Source organism: Pseudomonas sp. FSL R10-1350 (genome assembly GCF_009600525.1).
In the GTDB taxonomy this organism is placed as follows: Bacteria; Pseudomonadota; Gammaproteobacteria; order Pseudomonadales; family Pseudomonadaceae; genus Aquipseudomonas; species Aquipseudomonas helleri.
This window is the reverse complement of sequence record NZ_WIVR01000075.1, coordinates 1-22019: the sequence shown is the minus strand read 5'-3', so window position 1 is coordinate 22019 and position 22019 is coordinate 1. Positions and strand designations below refer to the sequence as shown.

Sequence of the window (22019 nt, the reverse complement as noted above, 5' to 3'; positions counted from 1 at the left end):
CGCCATCAGAGCCCAGCCGCGCCCAACTGCCGCCGCCCAAGGCCAATACCACGGCATCCGGCTTGAGTTGTTTTTCGCCCTCGGGGCTGTCGATGCGCAACTGGCCGTCGGCTTGCCAGCCCAGCCAGCGGTGGCGGGTGTGGATAACTACGCCGGATTCGCGCAGGCGCTTGAGCCAGGCGCGCAGCAGCGGCGCGGCTTTCATGTCGGTGGGGAACACCCGGCCCGAACTGCCGACAAAGGTTTCGATGCCCAGGTCGTGGATCCACTGGCACAAGGCGTCGGCATCAAACGCCCGTAGCAACGGCGCCATGTGCGGCGCCCGCTCGGCATAACGCGACAAAAACGCCGGGTAAGGTTCGGAATGGGTGATGTTCATGCCGCCGACACCTGCGAGCAAAAACTTGCGGCCGACCGACGGCATGCCGTCAAACAGATCAACCTGCACGCCCGCCTGGCTCAACACTTCGGCAGCCATCAAACCGGCGGGGCCACCGCCAATAATGGCGACGTGCGGGGAAGGGGAGGACGTGGGTTCAGTCATGGCAAGGCTGCAAATCGGCGAAATAAGCCGGGCATTCTACCTGAGGAACACCTAATACCCTGTGTAGGAGCGAGCTTGCCTCGCGATCTTTTGATCTTTTTAAAGATCGCGAGGCAAGCTCGCTCCTACACAGGCAAGGGCTGTACGAAAAACGTACAGCTTTCTGTAGGCCATACGCCACGTGGCCTGCAAGGGCTTTCACTCAGGTTATCCACAGGCAGTTCCACAGGCATTGTGGGTAAAAGACCCACAGCTTAATGACCGCCTGATGACAGCCAGACCTTCTGCGCGCTGTGGTGCAAGATCCCGTGCCGCCGCGCCAGCGCTTTGCGGTCTTTGCTGTAGCCGCCGCCAATCACGCCCATCACCGGAATATCCCGGCCCAGACAATGGCGCATCACGCTTTCATCCCGTGCCGCGACACCTTCATCGGTCAGCTTCAAATAGCCCAAGGCATCGTCTTTATGCACATCCACGCCTGCGTCGTACAACACCAGATCCGGCTGATACAGCGGCAACAGGTAATTGAGCGCCTCGTCGACCACCTGCAAATACTCGGTGTCGCCCATGCCCATGGGCAGGCCGATGTCCCAGTCGCTTTGCGCCTTGCGAGCCGGAAAATTCTTTTCACAGTGCAGGGAAACGGTAATGGCCTCCGGCGTATGTTCAAGGATCCGCGCCGTACCATCGCCCTGATGCACGTCACAGTCGAAGATCAGCACGCGGTTCACCCGGCCGCTTTCCAGCAAATAATGGCTGATCACCGCCAGGTCATTGAAGATGCAAAAGCCCGCCGGGTGATCGTAGTGGGCGTGGTGGGTGCCTCCGGCCAAGTGGCAGGCCAGCCCGTGTTCAAGGGCCTGTTCGGCGGCCAGCAGTGAGCCGCCCACGGCGCGAATGGTCCGCCGCGCCAGGGCTTCGCTCCAGGGCAAACCCAGGCGGCGTTGATCTTCGCGGGCCAGTTCGCCGGCCATGTAGCGCTCGATATAGGCGCGGTCATGGGCCAGCGCGAGGATATCCACAGGGCACAGTTCGGGGCGCAGCAAATCGGCATCGCGGGTCAGCCCGGTGTCGATCAGGTGATCGTGCAGCAGGCGGAACTTGTCCATCGGGAAGCGATGCTCCGCGGGGAACTGGGGGCTGTAGTCTTCGTGGTAGATCAGCGGTACGGGCATAAGGATTTCACGTCGGAACGAGCGCTGGATATTAACAGCGCTGTACACTGCTGGGCATGTGCAAAGCCCGGTAACCACTGGAGAGGCCTGATGGAGCAGATCAAAGAGCTGGAAAGTCCGCGTTTGCGCCTGCGCCCCTGGCGTGACACTGACTTGCCAGAGTTCGCTGCCCTGTGCGCTGACCCGCAGGTGATGCGGTACTTCCCGGCGGCCCTGAGTCGCCTCGAAAGCGCAGCCCTGATTGGCCGTTTTCGCGGTCACTTTGCCGAATACGGCTACGGTATGTGGGCATTGGAGCGTAAAGACACCGGCGCCTTTATTGGCTGTACCGGGCTGTTAAATGTCAGTTTTGCCGCTGCATTCACCCCGGCCGTTGAAATAGGCTGGCGACTGGCGCCTGAACATTGGGGGTTGGGCTACGCCAGTGAGGCGGCCTGGGCGGTGTTGCGCTGCGCCTTTGATCGGCTGGCGCTGGATCAAGTGGTGTCGTTCACCAGCGAACCCAACCTGCCATCGCAAAAGGTCATGCAGGCCATCGGCATGCAGCGTGACCTGGACGGCGACTTTGAACATCCCAAGCTGGTTGAAGGTCATCCACTAAGGCCGCATGTGCTGTATCGCATTTCACGGGCACAGTGGCTGGAAACGTTGCACGGTTAAACGGGCTGAGGCCTGAGCCGAAATTTTTTGTTGGCCGACGTAGCGAAGATTACGACGGTATTGCTCTGTGTGAGGAGAGTCTGAATGAGCCAAGTATTGGATGATCTGGTCAACTTGTTGACCCTGGAACCGATTGAAGAGAACCTCTTTCGCGGTAGCAGCCAGGACTTGGGCTTTCGCCAGCTGTTCGGCGGTCAGGTGCTGGGGCAATCGTTGTCGGCCATGAGCCAGACCGTAGAAGACGCTCGGCACGTGCACTCATTGCACGGCTATTTTTTGCGCCCCGGCGATGCCAGCTTGCCGGTGGTGTACCAGGTTGACCGGGTGCGTGATGGCGGCAGCTTCAGCACCCGCCGGGTGACAGCCATCCAGAAGGGCCAACCGATCTTCACCAGCAGCGCGTCGTTTCAATACGATGAGAACGGCTTTGAACATCAAAACCCGATGCCCGACGTGGTGGGGCCGGAAAACCTGCCATCCGAGCTTGAGATGATTCGCCAGCGCGCGGACCTGATCCCTGAATCAATGCGTGAAAAGCTGCTGTGTGCCAAGCCCATCGAGTTCCGCCCGGTGGTCGGTGAAGACCCGTTCAACCCCCAGGTCAGCGACCCGATCAAATACGTGTGGTTTCGCGCCGACGGCACCTTGCCCGACAACCTGGCTCTGCATAAATACCTGCTGGCCTACGCCTCGGACTTCGGCTTGCTGACCACCTCGCTGCTGCCCCATGGCAAAGGCGTGTGGCAACGCGACATGCAAGTGGCCAGCCTCGACCACGCGCTGTGGTTCCACGGCGAGCTGCGCATGGATGACTGGTTGCTCTACGCCATGGACAGCCCGTGGGCCGGTAACTCGCGCGGGTTCTCGCGCGGCAGTGTCTACAACCGCGCGGGTAAACTGGTCGCCTCGGTGACGCAGGAAGGCCTGATCCGCCACCGCAAGGACTGGGCATGACACTCAAGGACATCAAGCATTGGGTGTTCGACATGGACGGCACCCTGACCCTCGCCGTGCATGACTTTGCGGCGATTCGTCAGGCATTGGGCATCCCGCCCGAAGACGACATCCTGACCCACCTCAACGGCTTGCCCGCTGACGAAGCGGCCGCCAAGCATGCCTGGTTGCTGGAGCATGAGCGCGAACTGGCATTGGCTTCCACGCCAGCGCCGGGCGCAATCGAGCTGGTGCGCGACCTGGCTGCCCGTGGTTACCGCCTGGGCGTGTTGACGCGTAACGCTCAAGAGCTGGCGCACATCACCCTCAAGGCGATTGGTCTGGATCAGTGCTTTGCGCCGCAGGACGTATTGGGGCGCGAGAACGCCGCGCACAAACCCGACCCGGATGGCCTGCTGCAGTTGGCGCAAGCCTGGGCTGTTGCGCCGTCGGACATGGTAATGGTGGGCGACTACCGCTTTGACCTGGCATGCGGCCGTGCGGCCGGGAGCAAAACGGTGTTGGTCAACGTCCCGGACAACCCGTGGCCCGAACTGACCGACTGGCACGCCAAAGACTGCGCCGAACTTCATCAACTGCTGAATTGACTCCCCGCCTGTAGGAGCGAGCTTGCCTCGCGATCTTTTAAACGATCAAAAGATCGCGAGGCAAGCTCGCTCCTACAAAGCAGGGCGAACTTACCTTGCGAACAGCGCCTTTTGCCCTTCTGGCGAGGTGAACATTTCATCGCCGTTGTGGCCAACCCCCGGCACTTCAACCAAGCGTTGGTTGAGCCCCTGCGGATGGCGTTGGGTCAGGTAGTCAAAGTAGTTGTGCCCGCGTATCAAGCGATATGCACCCTGAGCTTCGGCTTCGCAGCTTTTATCCAGCGCCGGATGGTTGGGGTCGGTGTCTTTGGCTCCGAGCAAATAGGTAATGTCGCGGCTCACATAGTTTTGCTCAAGCGTGTGGTGCTTTTGCCCGGCCACGTAGGTGGGTAAGTCTTTAAGCCCGTATTTCCAGTTATTGAAACCGGGACAGTTGGCCGGATCAAAGGCAGGCACCGGGCGCTGCTTGTCGAAATAAGCGTAGGACGACGGGTTGGCAATCACGTAACGCACCTTGATGCCTTCGGCCTCCAGGGCTTTGTCCGCCTGGGTGGTTAGGGCATAGCGCTGCGCCACTTGTGCTCCGCCCGAATGCCCGGCGATGACCACTTCGCGCAAGTTAGGGAACAACTTGCGGTCGCCCAGGCGTTGCAGGATCTGGTCGATGGCCGCGTAAGAACTCAATGGCGTGGGGCTGATCGCGGGCTCACCGGCCATCCAGTCATTGGCGTGCCAGCGCAGTACATCGTTGGGCAACGTGTGGCGGGTGCCATCGCTTTCGTTGAGAAACTGCGGCGCAATCACCAGGGTTGTGGATAACTGTCCGGCTTGCGTCGCGGCTTTTTCGCCACTCTCCAGATAGGTTTGCGCATTGCGCAAGCGGCCATGGATCACAATCAGCGCCCGCTGCACAGCGGGCAACGGTTGATTCCAGTTTTGACTGAGCCCGATATTCAGCTCGCTCGTGCCGATCTTCATCTGATCGGGGCTTAACACTTTGACCCCGTGTTCTGCGGCTATTGCCGAAGAACACGCGAGCACCAGACCGACGACTGCCATCAACCGTTTTGCCATTTAAAGCCTCGCTGCCGAAAAGGTGTCGCACTGATTAATATCACCGTTGGCAAAACCGGTCTTGAACCACCTCACGCGTTGCGCAGAAGTGCCATGGGTGAATGAGTCGGGCATTACGCGCCCTTGTGACTGCTGTTGTAAACGGTCATCACCAATGGCAGTGGCAGCATTTAGAGCGGACTCAATGTCGCCCGGTTCCAGCCAGTCGTGACGTTTTTGCGCAAGGTTGGCCCACACCCCGGCCAGGCAGTCAGCTTGCAGTTCCTGGCGTACCAGCAAACCGCCGTCACCTTCCATGCGTTTGCCTTGCTGGCGGGCCATCTGCATTTTTGACGAAACTCCCAACAGCGTTTGCACGTGATGCCCCACTTCATGGGCGATCACATACGCCTGGGCAAAATCCCCGGCGGCCTTGAAGCGTTGGGCCATCTCCTGGAAGAAACTCATGTCCAGGTAAACCTTCTGGTCAGCCGGGCAATAAAAAGGCCCGCTGGCCGCCGTGGCAAAGCCGCAGGCCGAACTGACCTGGCCGCGAAAGAGCACCAGCGTCGGGTCTTTATACGTGCGACCTGACTGTTGAAACACCTGGCGCCAAGTGTCTTCGGTGTCGCCCAGAATCGCCCGTACAAAGTCTGCTTGCTGATCATTGGCAGGCGGCGCATGGCCTGCTTGCTGCGTCACCTGAGGTGACGACTGCTCCGTCAGTTGGCCACTGAGCTGGCCGAGAATCTGCAAAGGGTCCTGACCGGTGAGCAGGCCAATCCCGACAATCACCACCACCGCCATCAGGCTCAAGCCTTTACCGCCGCCGATGCGCATTCCTCCACCGCCACCGGTACGTTGATCGCGCACGTCTTCAACGTTGTCGCTACGGCGGCCTTTTTTCCATTGCATGGAGGAATCCTCTGATAAATCTGTTTATTGAGTGTTGCTGCTCGGTAGGCACAGCGCCAGCCCGGCTGTCAGACGTTTGTTGAGCGGTGGATAAGTATGGACGTTGGTCGGATGACTTCACAGAGTTGGGCTACATGCCGAGTCGACTGCTTGTAGGTTTGGGCTGACTGACTAAAGGGAGGGCGGAACGTAGGGTGGGCGTGACATTTTTCGTCATGCCCGAGGTTCCCATGCAAAAGAATAATCACGATTTTCCAGGGCCGGCCGAGACGAATGGCTTTGCGCACGTGGTGAAAATGATCAAAAGTGCTCAGCAAAGCGCCGCCATGGCTGTGAATGCGCATCTGATTGAGCTTTATTGGCAAGTCGGTGCTTTTATCAGTCAAAAACTTGAACACGCTGAATGGGGCGATTCTGTTGTCGAGCAACTGGCGGCCCATATTGCCCACACTCAGCCTGGCCTTAGAGGCTTTACCCGTCGAAATTTATTTCGCATGCGTCAATTTTATGAAGCGTACAAGGCAGAGGAACATTTAGTGTCAGCGCTGCTGACACAAATGCCCTGGACGCATCATTTAATGCTGCTGAGCCAATGCTCAATGGCACAGCAGCGAGCGTTCTATATGCGTACGGCAATCGCTCAAAAGTGGTCGAGTCGTGAGTTGGGGCGCCAACTGCAAAGCGCATTATTCGAGAGAACGATCATTCAGCCTGCAAAGCTTTCGCCTGCCTTAAAAGAGCGTATAGAGGACGTTACGAGCATTTTTAAAGACGCTTATGTTCTGGAGTTTCTCCAATTACCCAAGGGGCACAGTGAGTCAGGTTTGCATCAGGGTTTGCTTGGGCATCTAAAAGCATTTCTGACCGAGTTGGGGCATGACTTCTGTTTTGTTGGTTCGCAGTACCCATTGCAGGTTGGCGCTCGTGACTTTGTGGTAGATCTGGTGCTGTTTCACCGAGGTTTGAATTGTCTGGTCGCGATTGAATTAAAGGTCGGGCGCTTCGAACCCGAGCACCTCGGCAAACTCAATTTCTACCTTGAAGCCCTGGACCGGGATCATCGCAGGCCACACGAGAATCCGGCGATTGGGGTTTTATTGTGTGCCAGTAAAGAGGATGAAGTGGTTGAATACGCGCTGAACCGCTCATTGTCCCCGGCATTGATCGCCGAATATCAGACGCATTTGCCGGACAAGAGGCTGTTGCAAGCCAAGCTCCACGAGTTTTATCTGCAAAACGTTCCTGTCGACGATGCGTGACCGCGTCCAGCCCTGCTCGGAGTTTTTACCCCTGTGAACATCGATACCCGCATCAAATACCGTCATCTGGTGTGCTTTCTGGAGATGGCACGCCAAGGCAGTTTGGCGCGGGCGGCGGATGTGTTGGCGGTGAGCCAGCCGGCCATGTCCAAAACCCTCAAGGAGCTTGAAGAGCTGCTGACGGTGACTCTGTTTGTGCGCAGCAAAAGCGGTATCCGTCTGACCGAGGCCGGGGTGGCTTTCCTGCGTTATGCGACGCCGTCGGTGCAGGCTTTACGCGAAGGGGTGAACGCCTTGCGCGGGGGGGAATACTCCGGGGGGACGGTGCGGCTGGGGGTGTTGTCCACCGTTGAGAGCCTGCTGGTGCCTGAGTTGGTGAGCCGCCTGCATGCCCGCCATTCGGCGCTGGTGGTGAGTATCGTGACCGGGCCGAGTGCGTATCTTTTGTCGCAGTTGCGTGTCGGTGATGTCGATCTGGTGATTGGGCGCATGACCGACAGCCCGGAAATTCAGGGCATGAACTTTGAACACCTGTACAGCGAATCGATGACCCTGGTGGTGCGGCCGGGCCATCCGTTGCTGCAGGGCCCGCTGGACCGTAGCCAGCTGGAGCGCTACCCGCTGGTGTTGCCACTGGCCAACACCACCATCCGCACCTTTGCCGACAGCCTGTTTGTGCAGTGCGGCATCAGCCAGTCGCGCCAGCGTCTGGAAACCCTGTCAGTCACGGTGAGCCGCCGCTACGTGCTGCGTAACGATGCGGTGTGGATAGCCCCGCTGGATGCCGTGCGCCTGGACCTGGCCAGCGGCGAACTGCATGAAATTGACCTGGGCCAGCGTGAGCCGGGCGGTTCGATCGGCATTTGCAGTAACGCCCATGTGCCCATGTCGGTGGCGGCCCAAGGCTGTGTCGAGGTGCTGCGTGAGCTGGGGCAGGCCTATGCCGAAGGTGTTTATCCATAACCACTTGGTTATGTTATGGGTTGGCCTTTTCAATAGTGCTTGAACCTCTGTTGTTTAAAACTGGCGCCTGGCCTTTATAAAAACAACAGGAGATCGACATGTCTGATGCAGACAGCCGGCGCTTTATCATCCGTGACCGCAACTGGCACCCCAAAGCCCTGACCCCTGACTACAAAACCTCGATTGCCCGTTCCCCGCGCCAGGCGCTGGTGAGCATTCCGCAATCGGTCAGTGAAACCAGTGGCCCTGATTTTTCCCACCTCAAATTCGGCAAGTTCGACAACGACCTGTTGTTGAACTTCAACAATGGCGGTTTGCCGGTCGGTGAGCGGATTTTGCTCTCGGGTCGTGTCTGCGACCAATACGGCAAGCCGATCCCGCACACCTTGGTAGAGATCTGGCAAGCCAACGCCGGTGGCCGTTATCGTCACAAAAACGACCGCTATCTGGCCCCGCTGGACCCCAACTTTGGTGGCGTGGGCCGCACGCTCACGGACAGCCAGGGTTATTACAGCTTCCGTACCGTCAAACCCGGTCCTTACCCGTGGCGTAACGGCCCCAATGACTGGCGCCCGGCGCATATTCACGTGTCGATCAGCGGCCCGTCGATTGCCACGCGCTTGATTACCCAGTTGTATTTCGAAGGCGATCCGCTGATCCCGATGTGCCCGATCGTCAAGTCGATTGCCAACCCTGAGGCGGTGCAAAGCCTGATTGCACGGCTGGACATGGGCGCCGCCAATCCGATGGATTGCCTGGCCTATCGCTTTGACATCGTGCTGCGCGGTCAGCGCAAGACTCACTTCGAAAACTGCTGAGGAGCCTCGTCATGCCTATCGAACTGCTACCCGAAACGCCATCGCAAACGGCTGGCCCTTACGTGCATATCGGCCTGGCGCTGGCCGCCGCCGGTAACCCGTCCCGCCCGGAAGAAATCTGGAACGACATGGCCAAGCCTGACGCGCCGGGCGAGCACATTGTGCTGGTCGGCAACGTCCATGACGGCAATGGCCATTTGGTCCGCGACTCCTTCCTGGAGTTCTGGCAAGCCAACCACGAAGGCGTTTACGACGAACACTTCGACGCCGAGAAGCCTTTCAACAGCTTCGGCCGTACCGCCACAACCTTTGATGCCGGGGAATGGACGCTCAACACGATCAAGCCGGGTGTGGTCAAAAATGCTGCCGGTGTGCCGATGGCGCCGCACATCAACGTGTCGCTGTTTGCCCGCGGGATCAACATCCATTTGCAGACCCGCCTGTACTTCAGCGACGAGCCGGAGGCCAACGGCAAATGCCCGGTGCTCAACCTGATCGAGCAACCGCAACGCCGTGAAACCCTGATTGCCCATCGCTGCGAAGTGAACGGCAAACCGGCGTACCGTTTTGATATCTATATTCAAGGCCCGAACGAAACGGTGTTCTTCGATTTTTAAGGGCTGCATGTGGGAGCAGGCTAACCCGCCTGACTCCCACCTCAATGACTCACTCGTACTGCGTCACCCCCGCCATATGCCGCCCGGCGATGTAGCCAAACGTCAGGGCCGGCCCAAGATTTATCCCACCCGCCGGGTAGTACCCGCCCATGATGCTGGCCATGTCCGTGCCTGCCGCATACAAGCCTTTTATTGCCTGACCGTCTGCGTTCAGCACTTGAGCGTGTTCGTTGGTTTTGAGCCCGGCAAAGGTGCCAAAGCAGCCGGGTTCTACCTTGACCGCGTAAAACGGTCCTTTGCTGATCGGCGCCACGCAAGGGTTGGGCTGATGCAGCGGGTCGCCTTGCTTGCGGTTGTACGGGGTTGAGCCGCGCCCAAATTGTGGGTCCTGGCCTGTTTGCGCGTGGCGGTTGTAGTCGTCCACGGTGGTTTGCAAGCCCTTGGCGTCAATGCCACACACGCGGGCCAGGCCTTCTAGGGTGTAGGCGCTTTTCAGGTAGCCGGACTGGATAAACGGCCCCACGGGGATAGGAAACGGCCGCGAGATGCCGAGCCCGTAGCGGCGCTGGAAGTCATGGGTGCAGATCAACCACGAAGCGACCGGTTCACCGGCTGGTGCTTGTTCCACCATGGCGGTGACGTAATCGTAGTAGCCATTGGCTTCGTTGACGAAGCGCTGACCGTTGCTCAATACGCCAATGATTCCCGGCTTGGCGCGTTCAATGATGTGCGGAAAGTGCCCTATGCTGCCGTCGCTGTGTGTGACGCGGGACACCGGAGCCCAGGCGACCGTGGAGTGCAAGTCGCTGTTGATCTGCCCGCCAGCGCTTTCACCGAGGGTCAGACCATCGCCATTGACGCCCAGCGGCGGCAGGGCCAAGTGTTCGTGGCCGGTCGGTGTGCGCGGAAACAGCGCCTTGCGCCGCTCAATATCATTGGCAAAGCCCCCGGCGGCCAGCACCACCGCTTTGCGGGCACGAATGCGGATGTCCCCGCGTGCTGTCTTGACCACCGCGCCAGTAACGCCTGCCTCGTCCTGAGTGAGTGATGTGACCGGTGCGGATTCCCACAGCAATACGCCCAAGTCTTCAGCCGACTTGGCCAGTCGCGCCACCAGCGCCACGCCGTTGACCAATTGCAAGGCGCGGCCATGCAGGGCGAGGTCAATCAGGTGGCGGCCAAAGCGCTTGGTCACGTGCCAGGCTGCCGGCAGTGAGCGTGTCAGGTTGAGAAAGGCCGCCAGGTCTGGTCCGGCCATGATCGGCATGCCCATAAAACTGGTTTCGCGCATGGTTTTGCGCAGCCGCTTGAGCAGCTTTCCAACCTCGCGGCCGTTATAGGGCGCGGCGATCACCGAGCGCCCGCCAGTCCCGGCGCCAGGGGTGTCGCCGTGGATGTCGGCAATGGCGTTGCCATCGGCAAACTGCAAGCGGGTATGGCGCTCGAAGAACGCCACCATTCGCGGGCCAGCCTCCAGAAACGCGTCAATCATGGCCGGGTTGTAACGCTCGCCCAATTCATGCTTGAGGTAGGTGCGCGGCAATTCTACGTCTTCAATGATCCCGGCGCGTTTAGCCAGCGGGTTGCACGGCACCCAGGCCCAACCGCCGGACCAGGCCGTGGCACCGCCGAAGACCGCATCCTTTTCGACCACGATAACTTTTTGCCCGTGCCAGGCGGCCGTGACGGCTGCGGACAAACCGGCCGCACCGGAGCCGACAATCAGCACATCACAGTCGATAACGTCAGGTTGAGGGGCTGCGGTCATGGTGGGGCTCCGGATTGAATCGTTTTTGGAATTGAGTTCCAAAATATAAAGATTTGCTCTAAAAATAACAACCCCGAGTGTGTTTGTTCAGTTCCAGCTTTTGCGTTTGCGGGTTTACCTTTTAGAATCCTTTCATTTGCGAGGGCTTTGTATGGCTGGCAGTCAGATCGAACGGGTGTTCAGTGTGCTTGAGAGCCTCACGCAGGAGCCGCGCGGCGTGCCGATGCAGACGCTTGCCGAGCAATTGGGCATCCCTAAAAGTGCGACCCACCGCTTGCTTACCGAGTTGGTGCGGTTGGGCTATGTGCGGCAAAACAGCGAGAACAGCCGTTACCATCTGTCGACCAAACTAGTCGCCATGGGCTTTCAATACCTGGCCAGCAGCGGGGCCGACATTGTGCAGCCGATCCTTGATCGGCTCGCCCAGGAAACCGGCGAATTGGTGCGTTTAGGCGTCGTGGACGGTGAGCGCCTGACCTGGATCGCCAAGTCCCAGGGCGCCCGCTCTGGCTTGCGCTATGACCCGGATATGGGCCGCGATGCGCCGCTGTATTACACCGCGTCCGGGCATGCCTGGCTGGCCAGCATGAGCGATGCCATGGCTTTGGCACAGGTTGAACGCCAGGGCATTACGCCCCCCGAAGGCGTGGGGCCGAATGCGCCGCACTCTAATGTGGAGTTGCTCGAGCGTCTGCGTATCGCCCGCGAGCAGGGCTATGCCTGCGTAGAAGAAAGCTCGGCGATTGGCACCAGCGCCATTGCTGCCGTGGTGCGCAGCCCGCTGGGCAAGCATGTGGTCGGCGTGTTGAGTGTGGCAGGCCCCAGTGCACGCCTGCCTCAGGCCCGCTTGCACGAGCTGGCGCCATTGTTGCTGCAGTTCACCGAGGAGTTGTCAGTGGCCTGCCAGGCATCTGAACTGTTCGATGCCTGACGGCTAAATTGAACGGAGTGGTTAATTTATCTTGCAAGAAAGTGGAACCAGATTCTAAATTAATCGGAATTCTGTGATTCCATAATTCTTACAAGAGGATCAGCATTTTGAACGCTCCACTGCGTATCGCTTTGGTGGGCGCCGGCATCATGGGCCGCCAGCACCTTCATCATCTAAAAGGCCTCGACAGCGCTGTGCTCTGCGCGGTCGCAGACCCTGCGCCGCAGTCGGCCGGGTTTGCGGCGCAATGCGGGGTCGAATGGTTTGCTGACACGGCGCAGATGTTGGCGGCCGCAAAGCCCGATGGCGTGATCATCGCAAACCCCAACACCTTGCACGTGAGCACGGCGCTGACCTGCCTGGCAGCGGGTGTGCCGGTGTTGCTGGAGAAACCCGTAGGCGTGGATCTGGCAGAAGTGCGTACGCTGGTGGCGGCGTCGCGGGACAGTGGCGTGCCGGTGTTGGTGGGCCATCATCGACGCCACAACCCGCTGATTGTGCGGGCGCATGAGCTGGTGCACAGCGGGGCGCTGGGGCGTCTGAGTACGGTGACTGCGTTGTGGCAACTGCAAAAGCCCGAGAGCTATTTCGATATCCCGTGGCGGCGTGAGGCCGGTGCGGGGATGCTGCTGACCAACCTGATCCACGACCTGGATCTGCTGCGCCAATTGTGTGGCGAAGTGCGACAGGTGCAGGCCATCACCAGCAATGCCGTGCGCGGCTATGGCAATGAGGACTGTGCGGCGGTCTTGCTGCAATTTGAAAACGGTGCTCTCGGTACGTTGACCGGCTCTGATGCCGTGGCCGCACCCTGGAGCTGGGAACTGGACTCGGGTGAAAACCCGGTGTATCCGCGCCAGAGCGATCAACCCTGCTATTTGCTGGCAGGCACCGGCGGGGCGTTGAGCATTCCGCAGCTCAAACGCTGGCATTACGCCGAGGACGGCGCGGGCTGGCACCAGCCGTTGCTGGTCGAGCAAGAAGCCTTCAAGCCCGATGAAGCCCTGCGTTTGCAACTGGAACATTTTGTTCGGGTGATTCGACGCGAGGTTGCGCCGTTGGTGAGTGCGGCGGATGCCGCCCGCACCCTGGCGCTGATTGAAGCCATTCGTGAAGCCGCTGCCACTGGCCGGGCCTGCGCCCCAGCCCCTATCGACGCCTGAAAGAGCCCACTATGAATTCTCGTCCTTTGTCCCTTGCTGCCCTGACCGTGCTGGAAGTCTCGCCGGTCGACATGATCGACATTGCCGCCCGCACCGGCTACAGCCATGTCGGTCTGCGCCTCGAACCTGCCACGCCAGAGGAGTATCACTTCCCGCTGGTCAATGACCCGGCTTTACGCAGGCAAACCCTCAAGCGCCTGCACGACACCGGCATCAAAGTGCTCGATATCGAGATTCTTCGCTTGAAGCCGCAGACCTGCGTGTCAGATTTCGACAAGATCCTGTCTGTGGGCGCTGAATTCGGCGCCACCGAGTTGCTGGTCGCCGGCAATGACCCCGATGAACAACGCATGACCGATAACTTTGCGCAATTGTGTGACTTGAGTCGCCCTTACGGGATCTATCCTCATCTTGAGTTCATGCCGTGGACCGATGCCAAGAACCTGCAGCAGGCGGTGCGGGTGGTTGAGCAGGCGGGCCGCGTCAATGGCTGCGTATTGGTCGATGCCTTCCATTTCAACCGCTCTGGCTCAAGCCTTGAAGACCTGAGCCGGGTAGAGCCGTCGCGCATGCGCTATATGCAGTTGTGCGACGTGGCGGGGCCAACGCCCGATGACATGCAGGAAATTTTGCGCCAGGCGCGTAATGAGCGGCGTTTTCCTGGCGACGGTGACTGCGATTTGCTCGGCTTGCTGAGATTACTGCCCAAAGACATACCGCTGAGTCTTGAAATTCCCTGCGTAGAACTTCAGGCACAAGGCGTCAGCGCCGAACAACGGGCGCAATGGGCGATTGATAAAACCCGGGTGCTTTTGCAACAGCTGTAGTGCGTAGCGCCCGGATGCGGGTGGCTGAGTGCTGTGAGTCCATTGCTCCACATTGAGGTGTTCGATGACATTGCCTACGCCACTCTCAGGCGTTAACCAGCCACTCAAGGGCATTCTGCTGATCGTGATCGCGACGGCGTTGTTCTCCAGTCACGACGCGCTCTCCAAGTACTTGAGCGGTTTGTACCCCGTAGTGATGGTGGTGTGGGCGCGCTATATGGTGCACACCTTGCTGATGGCCAGTTACTTCTTGCCGCAGTCGGGGCTACGGGTGCTGCGCAGCAAGCGCCCGTTGCTGCAGGTGTACCGGGCGATCTGCTTGCTGGGCTCCGGGCTGTTCTTCACCTTCGGGCTGCTGTACATCCCGTTGGCTGAAAACACCGCGGTTAACTTTTTGGCGCCGTTATTGGTGGCGGCCCTGTCCGGGCCGTTGCTGGGCGAAAAAGTCACCCGGGGGCAATGGATTGCAGTGAGTTGCGGGTTTATCGGCGTGGTGGTGATCATCCATCCGGGGGGCGACTTGTTTACCCCGGCGGTGTTGCTGCCGATGTCGGCGGCGCTGTGTTTCAGTTGCTACCAGATCCTCACGCGCAAACTCAGCCTGTACGACACACCGACCACCAGTAACTTTTTTGCCGGCTTGTTTAACGCACTGGTACTGAGTGCGCTGGTGCCGTTCTTTTGGCAGACGCCGACCTTGGTGCATGGCCTGGAAATGCTCGCGCTTGGCTCCCTGGGCATGACCGCGCACTTGCTCCTGACGCAGTCGTTCCGCCTCGCCGCCCCGGCATTGCTGGCGCCTTTCAGTTACTGCCAGATTGTGTTTTCCGGGTTGCTGGGCTGGCTGCTGTTCAACCACACGCCGGACCTGACCTCACGGATTGGCATCGCGATTGTCTGCATCAGCGGGTTGGCGGCGGCTTGGCAACAGCGGAAGAAAAGGGCGGTTTAAGATTGTGATAATTGGCGGTCCTGCGGCCCGCATCGCAGCCTCGTTCCTCGGCAGCGACTACAGCCCCTCTTCCTAAGAAGAGGGGCTGATCGAACTCAAACCTGCGGGATTTTTCGCGGTGCCATGAAGTACATCCACGTCAGCGCAATGAAGTACATCGCCGGAATCATGGTGAACAACACGGTGTAGTTGTTGTTGGTGACGGTCAGTACATAACCCACGATTTGCGTCATGAACATGCCGCCGATGGCCGCGCACATGCCGCCAAAGCCGAACACCGTGCCCATCATGTGTTTAGGCGTGTAGTCCATCACCATGCTCCACACGTTGGCGGTCCAGGCCTGGTGCGCGCCCAGGGCCAATGCGATGGCGCCCACGGCAACCCACAGTTGGCTGGAGCCAGCGGCCATGACCACGCCGATGATGCATATCGCACACAGGAACATCGACACCAGCCGTGCCTTGACCGCCGCCATGCCGCGACTGATCAGCATCGAAGACAAAATCCCGCCACCGACGCTGCCGAAGTCGGCCGTGACGTAGATGATGATCAACGGGATGCCCATCTGCGTCACGTTGATGCCCAGGTTGTATTGCTGGTTCAAGAACGGCGGCAGCCAGTACAGGTAGAACCAGAACACCGGTGCGGTCAGCGAGTAAGACAACGCAAAGGCCCAGGTCCCGCGCATTTTCAGGATCGTGCCGAAACTGACTTTCTGTTGCTCCGGTTCTTTTTCGCTCTGGATGTAGTCCAGTTCCTGTTTGCTCACCGTTGGGTGCTCTTCAGGGTTGTAGTACTTCAGCCCCCAGAAGATCAGCCAGATACCGCCCAACGCCGCCATGCACAGAAACGCTGCCTGCCAGCCCCACACATGCAGCACCAGAGGCAACAGCATCGGGGTGAACATGGCGCCGACGTTGGTCCCGGCGTTGAAGATACCGCTGGCCACTGCGCGCTCACCGGCGGGGAACCACAGGCGCGTTGTTTTCACACAGGCCGGGTAGTTGGCGGCTTCGGTCAGGCCGAGAATAAAGCGGCACATCATAAAGCCGACGGCCGAGGTGGCCAGGCCGTGGGCGCCGGTCGCCAGGCTCCACAGCAACACGGCGCAGAAGAACACGCGTTTGACGCCGACCCGGTCGATCAACCGACCTTGCAGGACGAAGCCAATGGCGTAACCCACCTGAAACCAGAAGTTGATGTTGGCGTAGTCCATCGCCGTCCAGCTCATTTCCTTGGCCAGAATCGGTTGCATCACGCCCAGTGCGGCGCGGTCGATGTAGTTCAGCGTGGTCGCGAAAAACACCAGGGCGAGCATGCCCCAGCGGGTTTTACCAATGGCCATGGCGCCGCGGATCTTGTCGCCAATACCGGCGTGCGGGGTGCTTTGGGCAGAGTTGGCGTGTGTCGATTGAGAAGGGGTCATGGCTATTTACCCGTCCGTTGAAAGGTCGGGTACCACGCAGGCGGCAGAGCAAAGCAGAGCGTCATATCAATAAGAGCAAGCATGAGTGGTTACCCGTTTTTTTTGGAATTGTTATGTGGTGTTGTGCAGCATTTATTGCAAAAGGTACGGGTTGGATGGTGGCGATTGGACAAAAAGTCGTCAATTCAACAAAGGGCATAGTGTTCGATAATCGCACGCAAAACTAACCGGTTGGTACAGACTGGTTGCTCAATGATAGGGTGCCCTTAATAATCAGGCTATTAGAAATGCCGTCGGTTGCAGGCGGTGGCAATCATGGGAGTGTTAAATGAAGCGTTCAATCGCCACTGTTTCCTTGAGCGGCACCTTGCCGGAGAAGCTCGACGCCATTGCCGCAGCGGGTTTTGACGGGGTTGAGATCTTTGAAAATGACCTGCTGTACTACGACGGCAGCCCCCGCGAAGTGCGCCAGATCTGCGCAGACCTCGGCCTGGAAATCAGCCTGTTCCAACCGTTCCGTGACTTTGAAGGCTGCCGCCGCGACCGTCTGGCGCGCAACCTCGACCGCGCCGAGCGCAAATTCGACTTGATGCAGGAACTGGGCACCGACCTGGTACTGGTGTGCAGCAATGCCGCCGCCGACTCGGTGGGTGACCGGCAAATCCTGCTGGACGACTTGAGCCTGCTGGCCGAGCGCGCCGGGGCGCGGAACCTGCGCATCGGCTACGAAGCCTTGGCCTGGGGGCGGCACGTCAACACCTGGCAACAGGTCTGGGAACTGGTGCGCGAGATCGACCATCCGAGCCTTGGCGTGCTGCTCGACAGCTTCCACACCTTATCGCTCAAAGGTGACCCGAGCGGCATTGCGCAGATTCCCGGCGACAAGATCTTCTTCGTGCAAATGGCCGACGCGCCCATTTTGGCGATGGACGTGCTGGAGTGGAGCCGCCACTTCCGTTGCTTTCCGGGACAGGGCGAGTTCGACTTGCCGGGCTTTCTGGCGCCGATCATTCAGAGCGGCTACACCGGGCCCTTGTCGCTGGAGATCTTCAATGACGGCTTCCGCGCAGCGCCCACCCGCGCCAACGCGGCAGATGGCCTGCGCTCATTGTTGTACCTCGAAGAGAAAACCCGCGAGCGTCTGGTCCAGGAGGCCGCGCCTGCCGCCAGCCTTGAGCCGTTGTTCGCGCCGCCCAAGGCCAGTGACTACAAGGGTATCGAGTTTCTGGAGTTCGCCGTCGATGACAATCAGGGCGCGCAACTGACCCACTGGCTTGAGCGTTTGGGCTTCAGCAAGGCCGGTCAGCACCGCTCCAAAAATGTCAGCTTGCTGCGTCAGGGCGACATCAACCTGGTGCTCAATGCCGAGCCTTATTCGTTTGGGCACAACTTTTTTGAGGCCCATGGCCCGTCGCTGTGCGCCACCGCCATTCGCGTGCAAGACAGCGCCAGCGCGCTGGCCCGTGCCGTGGCCTATAAAGGCCAGCCCTATCGAGGCCTGGTCGGCCCCAATGAGCTGGAACTGGCGGCGGTTCGTGCGCCGGATGGCAGCCTGATTTATCTGGTCGATCAGGACGAAGCGGGTAACCCGTTGTACGAATCGGACTTCAACCTTGCGACCGCCCAAACCGCCCAAACCGCCCAAGGCGGGCTCAAGCGCATTGACCACATGGCCATGGCACTGCCAGCCGACAGCCTCGACAGCTGGGTGCTGTTCTACAAGAGCCTGCTGGACTTTGAAGCGGATGACGAAGTGGTGTTGCCGGACCCTTACGGCTTGGTCAAAAGCCGCGCATTGCGCAGCCGTTGCAGCACGATTCGTTTGCCACTGAACATTTCTGAGAACAAAAATACCGCCATCTCACATGCGTTGTCGAGTTATCGCGGCTCCGGCGTACATCACATTGCGTTTGAGTGCGACGACCTGTTTGCTGAAGTCAGCCGCGCCAAAGCCGCAGGCGTACCGCTGCTGGATATCCCGTTGAACTACTACGACGACCTGGCGGCGCGCTTTGATTTTGACGATGAGTTTTTGAGCGAACTGGCCTACTTCAACGTCTTGTACGACCGCGACGCTCAGGGCGGTGAGCTGTTTCATGTGTACACCGAGCCGTTTGCCGGGCGCTTCTTCTTTGAGTTGCTGCAGCGTAAAAACGGCTATGCCGGCTATGGTGCGGCCAACGTGGCGGTACGTTTGGCGGCGATGGCCAAGTCGCGCACCGGGGCGGTGCGTCAGGCCAAGCTGTAGGACGTTGCGCGAATACGTTTGTCGACTTCCTTCGATGAACCACTCGGGCCATAATCGCGGCCATCTTCCGATGGCCGTGAGCCTGTAATGACCCAGATAACAGAAGTCGACACCGACGCCACGGCGCCCGCAGTCGAACCGCGCAAGAGCCGGAAAAACAACCCGGAAAAGACCCGCGAAAACATCCTTCAGGAAGCCCTGGCCGAGTTCGTCGAACAAGGGCTGGCGGGCGCACGCGTGGATGCCATCGCGGAGCGTACCCGCACGTCAAAGCGCATGATCTATTACTACTTCACCAGCAAAGAGCAGCTCTACGTCGAAGTGCTGGAGAAGCTCTACGGCGAGATCCGCAGCACCGAAAACCTGCTGCACCTGGATGAAATGGAACCCCGGCAGGCGATTAAAAAGCTGGTTGAATTTACCTTTGATCACCACGACCTGAACGCCGATTTTGTGCGCATGGTCAGCGTCGAAAATATTCACAAGGGCGAATACATCAAGCGTTCGGAAGGCATCAAGGCCATGAACGACACGATTGTTCATGCCCTCGAAGAGATCCTGCGCCGAGGCGTTGAGCAGCAGGTGTTCCGCCCCGGTTTAAATCCGCTGGACGTGCACCTGCTGGTCAGTTCGTTCTGTTTTTACCGCGTGTCCAACCGCTACACAGTCGGTGAGATTTTTCAGATCGACTTGTCTGACCCGCAGGTTAAACAGCGTCAGCGCGAGATGATCTGCGACTCGGTGCTGCGCTATTTGCAGGTGTGAGTGAGATCACGCCTTAGCCGTTCATTTCCTGGCCATTCATTTCCTGGCTGTTCATTTCCTGAAAATGCGCGAGCAGGCGTGAGGCGTCAGCGCTGGCGCCGCTGATCAGTTCAAACGCCTTGACCGCCTGGAACACTGCCATGTTGCCGCCATCCAGCGTGCGGCAACCCAGCTCACGGGCGTGGCGCAGCAACTCGGTTTGCAGCGGGAAGTACACAATCTCGGCCACCCACAGCTCTGAGCGCAGCCACTGTGCGGGCACGGGCATGCCCGGCAGCTTGGCCATGCCCATGGGCGTGGTGTTGACCAGCCCGTTGGCTTTGCTCAGCGAGGCCTCAAGGTCAGTGCCCGCCCTGGCCCGTGAACCGGCAAAGTGCTGATTCAAGTTGTCTGCCAGGCTCTGTGCGCGGGCTTGGTCGACGTCAAAAATATCCAGCCGGTGTACGCCTTCGCTGAGCAGTGCGTAAGCCACCGCTGAGCCCGCGCCACCCGCGCCCATTTGCACCACGTGGTGCACGGCAACGCCGCTCAAGCCGCGACGAAAACCTTCGGCAAACCCCGAACAGTCGGTGTTGTCCCCTATGCGTTTGCCGTCCCGGAAAATCACCGTGTTCACGGCGCCAATGCCGCGGGCTTGATCAGACAACTCGTCCAGCCAGGGCATGATCGCCTGCTTGCACGGGTAAGTAATGTTCAAGCCGCTGAAGCCCATACGCTCAGCGGCGGTCAGCAGGTCGGGCAGGGCGTTGTTATCGAGCTGCAACACGTCCAGATCGATCAACTGGTACACGTAACGCAGCCCTTGCGCCTCGCCTTCGCGCTCGTGCATTGCCGGTGTGCGGGAGGCCTGGATACCGGCGCCGATCAGCCCGGCCAGCACTGACTTGGGTGTGTGAGTCGACATGCGCTTAGCCCTTTAGTTGGCGGCTGAGGTGTTGTAAGGCCAAGCGGTAACCGTTGCTGCCAAACCCGCACAACACGGCTTGGGCAATGCCCGAGACGAAGGAGTGATGCCGGAAGGCTTCGCGCGTATGGACGTTGGACAGGTGCACTTCAATCACCGGCAGTTCACTGGCGACCAAGGCATCGCGAATGGCCACGGAGGTGTGGGTCCAGGCGGCCGGGTTGATCACAATCGCGGCACAGCGCTGGCGAGCGCTATGGATCCAGTCAAGCAATTCGCCTTCGTGGTTGGTTTGGCGAAACTCGAGGTTCAAGCCTTCTTCGCGGGCCGTCTGGCCGCACAAATCGGCAATGTCTGCCAGCGTTTCGTGGCCGTAAACACCGGGTTCGCGGGTGCCAAGCAAGTTCAGATTGGGGCCGTTAAGCACCAGGACGATAGGGGACATAGCAAGCCAACTCTACTTTGTTTTTATAGGGTCGCCTGAGCGCTGCTCAAGCGGTTGGCTTAAATTGTACCAGCCGGTTAATAAGGTCAATTGGGTGATAAATGCCGACGCCGCTTTGTGCCATTAAGTGGGCGTTTATCGAACAATGCGCGAGTCCCGCTAATATCAATTGAAAATCATTCTCGACAAAAAGTAAGATAGCCGCCCCTTTTCCTCATGCGTCAGGGAGTCGGTTTGTCGGATATGGACCTCAAGGGCTTGTTCCTCAAGCATGCCAGTACCCTGCGCGGGTACCTGGCGCGCAAGGTGCGAGATCCGCAGTTGGCCGCCGATCTGGTGCAGGAGAGCTTCCTGCGTCTGGCCGAGCGCGGGCGCAAGGAACAGATCGACAACTCCCCCGGTTACCTCTACCGCGTGGCGGGCAACCTGCTGGTCGATCACATCCGCCAGGAAATCCGGCGCAAGACCGACTCGGTGACGCACGAGGCCTTGGCTGACATCGAGGACGAAATGGCAGAGCTGGAGGCTCAGGCAATGGCTGAACAACAGCGCATGGCGCTCAAGCAGGCACTGTCAGAGCTGCCCGAGCGCACCCAGGAAATCTTCCGCCTCAACCGTATCGAAGGCATGACCCATGCAGAAGTGGCGCGCCAACTTGATATTTCTGACAGCTCCGTGCAAAAGCATCTGTCCAAAGCGCTGGCGTATGTCATGCAACGACTACAAGCAGCTGAGAAATAACCTACCTGAGTTTCGATAAACGGCTTACTGAATATCGGCAGGCCAGACGTCACTGCTTATACATAACGAGAAATTGAGATTCACACGTGAATAGCCAAGGCCGCGAACAACAGATCATCACTGAGACGGCCGCCGAGTGGGCGGTGCGCCTGCACGCGGGTGACCTGGACGCGGCGGCGCAGGCGCAACTTGAACAATGGCTGGCCGCTGATGAGCGCCACGCGCCTGCCTTGCAATTTGCCAAGCAAACCTGGGCAGCCTTGGGAGCCTTGGTGCAGGACCCGGAAATGGCCAGTCCAGCCC

At 59.4% G+C, this 22019-nt stretch carries 23 protein-coding genes; 15 read left to right on the top strand and 8 right to left on the bottom strand.

Translation table 11 applies throughout. The features are described 5' to 3' along the window. The coding region (locus tag GHO25_RS22600) for an NAD(P)/FAD-dependent oxidoreductase (RefSeq protein ID WP_153392515.1) at nt 1–544 on the bottom strand (544 nt) is incomplete at its 3' end. Nucleotides 545–798: 254 nt separating this feature from the next. Then, complete coding sequence (locus GHO25_RS22595) at nt 799–1719, bottom strand: histone deacetylase (protein ID WP_048390598.1); 921 nt, start codon at nt 1717–1719, stop codon at nt 799–801. Between the two features lie 90 nt (nt 1720–1809). On the opposite strand from GHO25_RS22595, the gene GHO25_RS22590 reads away from it, so the two are divergent. The 3 genes from GHO25_RS22590 (at nt 1810) to GHO25_RS22580 (ending at nt 3920) form a co-directional block, all read left to right on the top strand. Beyond that, nucleotides 1810–2379 (top strand): GNAT family N-acetyltransferase, encoded by a 570-nt coding sequence (locus tag GHO25_RS22590; protein ID WP_048367488.1) that lies wholly within the window; start codon nt 1810–1812, stop codon nt 2377–2379. 84 nt (nt 2380–2463) lie between these two features. Continuing rightward, entirely contained in the window at nt 2464–3333 is an 870-nt protein-coding gene (tesB, locus tag GHO25_RS22585) for an acyl-CoA thioesterase II (protein ID WP_123752060.1), read from the top strand. Continuing rightward, complete coding sequence (locus GHO25_RS22580) at nt 3330–3920, top strand: HAD family hydrolase (protein ID WP_153392513.1); 591 nt, start codon at nt 3330–3332, stop codon at nt 3918–3920. Before tesB ends, GHO25_RS22580 begins: the two co-directional genes overlap by 4 nt. 90 nt (nt 3921–4010) lie before the next feature. On the opposite strand, the gene GHO25_RS22575 is transcribed toward GHO25_RS22580, so the two are convergent. Together GHO25_RS22575 and GHO25_RS22570 are read right to left on the bottom strand one after the other, a co-directional pair. Beyond that, complete coding sequence (locus GHO25_RS22575; protein ID WP_153392511.1) at nt 4011–4994, bottom strand: alpha/beta hydrolase; 984 nt, start codon at nt 4992–4994, stop codon at nt 4011–4013. Next, on the bottom strand, nt 4995–5888 hold the full coding sequence (locus GHO25_RS22570; RefSeq protein WP_048367481.1) for a neutral zinc metallopeptidase: 894 nt from the start codon (nt 5886–5888) through the stop codon (nt 4995–4997). It lies immediately after the preceding gene. A gap of 230 nt (nt 5889–6118) precedes the next feature. Between GHO25_RS22570 and GHO25_RS22565 the strand changes: the two genes are divergently transcribed. From GHO25_RS22565 to pcaG, 4 genes are all read left to right on the top strand, one after another. Beyond that, nucleotides 6119–7147 carry a YhcG family protein gene (locus GHO25_RS22565; protein ID WP_048390633.1) on the top strand — a complete coding sequence of 343 codons (1029 nt, stop codon included), beginning with the start codon at nt 6119–6121 and terminating at the stop codon, nt 7145–7147. A gap of 33 nt (nt 7148–7180) precedes the next feature. Continuing rightward, nucleotides 7181–8110: a pca operon transcription factor PcaQ gene (pcaQ, locus tag GHO25_RS22560; RefSeq protein WP_178110190.1), complete on the top strand. Its 930-nt coding sequence runs from the start codon at nt 7181–7183 to the stop codon at nt 8108–8110. Between the two features lie 98 nt (nt 8111–8208). Continuing rightward, nucleotides 8209–8928, top strand: coding sequence for a protocatechuate 3,4-dioxygenase subunit beta (gene pcaH / locus GHO25_RS22555; protein ID WP_048367478.1), 720 nt, complete (start codon nt 8209–8211; stop codon nt 8926–8928). A gap of 11 nt (nt 8929–8939) precedes the next feature. Further along, nucleotides 8940–9545 carry a protocatechuate 3,4-dioxygenase subunit alpha gene (pcaG, locus tag GHO25_RS22550; RefSeq protein WP_048367476.1) on the top strand — a complete coding sequence of 202 codons (606 nt, stop codon included), beginning with the start codon at nt 8940–8942 and terminating at the stop codon, nt 9543–9545. A gap of 49 nt (nt 9546–9594) precedes the next feature. Here pcaG and GHO25_RS22545 read toward each other — a convergent pair whose 3' ends face one another. Next, nucleotides 9595–11313: an FAD-dependent oxidoreductase gene (locus GHO25_RS22545; protein WP_153392507.1), complete on the bottom strand. Its 1719-nt coding sequence runs from the start codon at nt 11311–11313 to the stop codon at nt 9595–9597. A gap of 151 nt (nt 11314–11464) precedes the next feature. On the opposite strand from GHO25_RS22545, the gene GHO25_RS22540 reads away from it, so the two are divergent. The 4 genes from GHO25_RS22540 (at nt 11465) to GHO25_RS22525 (ending at nt 15186) form a co-directional block, all read left to right on the top strand. Next, on the top strand, nt 11465–12244 hold the full coding sequence (locus GHO25_RS22540; protein ID WP_048367474.1) for an IclR family transcriptional regulator: 780 nt from the start codon (nt 11465–11467) through the stop codon (nt 12242–12244). A 107-nt stretch (nt 12245–12351) separates the two neighbouring features. Further along, nucleotides 12352–13407: a Gfo/Idh/MocA family protein gene (locus GHO25_RS22535; protein ID WP_153392505.1), complete on the top strand. Its 1056-nt coding sequence runs from the start codon at nt 12352–12354 to the stop codon at nt 13405–13407. Between the two features lie 11 nt (nt 13408–13418). Beyond that, nucleotides 13419–14234, top strand: a complete 816-nt coding sequence (locus GHO25_RS22530; RefSeq protein WP_048367471.1) for a sugar phosphate isomerase/epimerase — start codon at nt 13419–13421, stop codon at nt 14232–14234. Between the two features lie 64 nt (nt 14235–14298). Then, entirely contained in the window at nt 14299–15186 is an 888-nt protein-coding gene (locus GHO25_RS22525) for a DMT family transporter (protein WP_048367469.1), read from the top strand. Between the two features lie 95 nt (nt 15187–15281). Here GHO25_RS22525 and GHO25_RS22520 read toward each other — a convergent pair whose 3' ends face one another. After that, a complete protein-coding gene (locus GHO25_RS22520; RefSeq protein ID WP_153392502.1) occupies nt 15282–16613 on the bottom strand; it encodes an MFS transporter in 1332 nt (443 codons plus the stop codon). Between the two features lie 328 nt (nt 16614–16941). Here GHO25_RS22520 and quiC point away from each other — a divergent pair, with 328 nt between their 5' ends. Beyond that, nucleotides 16942–18861 carry a 3-dehydroshikimate dehydratase QuiC gene (gene quiC, locus GHO25_RS22515; RefSeq protein WP_153392499.1) on the top strand — a complete coding sequence of 640 codons (1920 nt, stop codon included), beginning with the start codon at nt 16942–16944 and terminating at the stop codon, nt 18859–18861. An 87-nt stretch (nt 18862–18948) separates the two neighbouring features. Next, nucleotides 18949–19626, top strand: a complete 678-nt coding sequence (locus GHO25_RS22510) for a TetR/AcrR family transcriptional regulator (RefSeq protein ID WP_048367465.1) — start codon at nt 18949–18951, stop codon at nt 19624–19626. A gap of 13 nt (nt 19627–19639) precedes the next feature. Here GHO25_RS22510 and GHO25_RS22505 read toward each other — a convergent pair whose 3' ends face one another. Both GHO25_RS22505 and aroQ read right to left on the bottom strand, forming a co-directional pair. Next, nucleotides 19640–20530 carry a shikimate dehydrogenase gene (locus GHO25_RS22505; protein WP_153392496.1) on the bottom strand — a complete coding sequence of 297 codons (891 nt, stop codon included), beginning with the start codon at nt 20528–20530 and terminating at the stop codon, nt 19640–19642. A 4-nt stretch (nt 20531–20534) separates the two neighbouring features. Beyond that, nucleotides 20535–20975: a type II 3-dehydroquinate dehydratase gene (gene aroQ, locus GHO25_RS22500; RefSeq protein ID WP_153392493.1), complete on the bottom strand. Its 441-nt coding sequence runs from the start codon at nt 20973–20975 to the stop codon at nt 20535–20537. Between the two features lie 234 nt (nt 20976–21209). Here aroQ and GHO25_RS22495 point away from each other — a divergent pair, with 234 nt between their 5' ends. Continuing rightward, nucleotides 21210–21716 carry an RNA polymerase sigma factor gene (locus GHO25_RS22495; protein ID WP_048367461.1) on the top strand — a complete coding sequence of 169 codons (507 nt, stop codon included), beginning with the start codon at nt 21210–21212 and terminating at the stop codon, nt 21714–21716. An 86-nt stretch (nt 21717–21802) separates the two neighbouring features. Beyond that, nucleotides 21803–22019, top strand: a 217-nt coding sequence (locus GHO25_RS22490; protein WP_178110189.1) for a DUF4880 domain-containing protein, incomplete at its 3' end; no start/stop codon positions are given.

Bases quoted from the DNA above. Each gene is read 5' to 3' on its own strand.
- GHO25_RS22540 (WP_048367474.1), top strand. From the start codon at position 11,465: ATGGCTGGCAGTCAGATCGAACGGGTGTTCAGTGTGCTTGAGAGCCTC.
- GHO25_RS22525 (WP_048367469.1), top strand. From the start codon at position 14,299: ATGACATTGCCTACGCCACTCTCAGGCGTTAACCAGCCACTCAAGGGC.
- GHO25_RS22545 (WP_153392507.1), bottom strand. From the start codon at position 11,313: ATGACCGCAGCCCCTCAACCTGACGTTATCGACTGTGATGTGCTGATT.
- GHO25_RS22575 (WP_153392511.1), bottom strand. From the start codon at position 4,994: ATGGCAAAACGGTTGATGGCAGTCGTCGGTCTGGTGCTCGCGTGTTCT.
- pcaH (WP_048367478.1), top strand. From the start codon at position 8,209: ATGTCTGATGCAGACAGCCGGCGCTTTATCATCCGTGACCGCAACTGG.
- GHO25_RS22505 (WP_153392496.1), bottom strand. From the start codon at position 20,530: ATGTCGACTCACACACCCAAGTCAGTGCTGGCCGGGCTGATCGGCGCC.
- tesB (WP_123752060.1), top strand. From the start codon at position 2,464: ATGAGCCAAGTATTGGATGATCTGGTCAACTTGTTGACCCTGGAACCG.
- pcaG (WP_048367476.1), top strand. From the start codon at position 8,940: ATGCCTATCGAACTGCTACCCGAAACGCCATCGCAAACGGCTGGCCCT.
- GHO25_RS22565 (WP_048390633.1), top strand. From the start codon at position 6,119: ATGCAAAAGAATAATCACGATTTTCCAGGGCCGGCCGAGACGAATGGC.
- GHO25_RS22510 (WP_048367465.1), top strand. From the start codon at position 18,949: ATGACCCAGATAACAGAAGTCGACACCGACGCCACGGCGCCCGCAGTC.
- GHO25_RS22570 (WP_048367481.1), bottom strand. From the start codon at position 5,888: ATGCAATGGAAAAAAGGCCGCCGTAGCGACAACGTTGAAGACGTGCGC.
- GHO25_RS22530 (WP_048367471.1), top strand. From the start codon at position 13,419: ATGAATTCTCGTCCTTTGTCCCTTGCTGCCCTGACCGTGCTGGAAGTC.
- GHO25_RS22595 (WP_048390598.1), bottom strand. From the start codon at position 1,719: ATGCCCGTACCGCTGATCTACCACGAAGACTACAGCCCCCAGTTCCCC.
- GHO25_RS22590 (WP_048367488.1), top strand. From the start codon at position 1,810: ATGGAGCAGATCAAAGAGCTGGAAAGTCCGCGTTTGCGCCTGCGCCCC.
- GHO25_RS22520 (WP_153392502.1), bottom strand. From the start codon at position 16,613: ATGACCCCTTCTCAATCGACACACGCCAACTCTGCCCAAAGCACCCCG.
- aroQ (WP_153392493.1), bottom strand. From the start codon at position 20,975: ATGTCCCCTATCGTCCTGGTGCTTAACGGCCCCAATCTGAACTTGCTT.
- quiC (WP_153392499.1), top strand. From the start codon at position 16,942: ATGAAGCGTTCAATCGCCACTGTTTCCTTGAGCGGCACCTTGCCGGAG.
- GHO25_RS22580 (WP_153392513.1), top strand. From the start codon at position 3,330: ATGACACTCAAGGACATCAAGCATTGGGTGTTCGACATGGACGGCACC.